Source organism: Morganella psychrotolerans (genome assembly GCF_965118875.1).
Lineage (GTDB): Bacteria > Pseudomonadota > Gammaproteobacteria > Enterobacterales > Enterobacteriaceae > Morganella > Morganella psychrotolerans_C.
In genome coordinates, this window is record NZ_CBCPJD010000068.1 from 1 (window position 1) to 616 (window position 616).

The following is a 616-nucleotide window of genomic DNA, read 5'->3' on the forward strand; positions in this document are numbered from 1 at the left end:
ATTAACCGAGAGCTGAATAAGCAGGAGCAGGAAAACCCGCTGTTGCAACATGAGCGTATAGATATACCGGATGAAAAATTAGGCCCCTGTCTAAATGTGATCAAAATAAATTCAAATTATATGGAGGTTATAGATAAGTATTATTGCAGCAAAGGATGGATGAGCTTAATTTCATTTATGGGAATTGGTCTTTTAATATATACGACTGTAAGTTTCATCCTAATGAGACCAAATAATGGTTTGTTCTCTATTATGTTTTTATGTTTGATACAATTGATGTTACTTCCTATGTATTATGTCTGTTTTCTGCATATAAAGCGGGAATGTTTTATGAGAACACACTATCCGATCCGATTTAACCGGAAAACACGGATGGTATATGCTTTCCGGACCGATGGTACGATTATATCGGCACCATGGGATACTATTTATTTTACCTCAGGTCTTGGGCGGTTTAAAGCGCCTACTGAGGGGTATTATCTGAGTGGTCATATTCTCAGTGACGACAAAAAAACGATTATTGATACCTTTTGTTTACCTGAGTCAGATATATACAAAGAAGATCTTATTCCGCACTGGGAGTTTATCCGGCGTTATATGGAAGAGGGTGTTGAAT

1 protein-coding gene is annotated in these 616 nt (G+C 37.0%); it reads left to right on the top strand.

Translation table 11 applies throughout. From position 1 onward, the window contains the following. Window positions 1–330: 330 nt before the first annotated feature. Window positions 331–616 (top strand): DUF6708 domain-containing protein (locus ACMHKJ_RS19360; protein ID WP_413496483.1); only part of this gene is annotated, 286 nt, incomplete at its 3' end.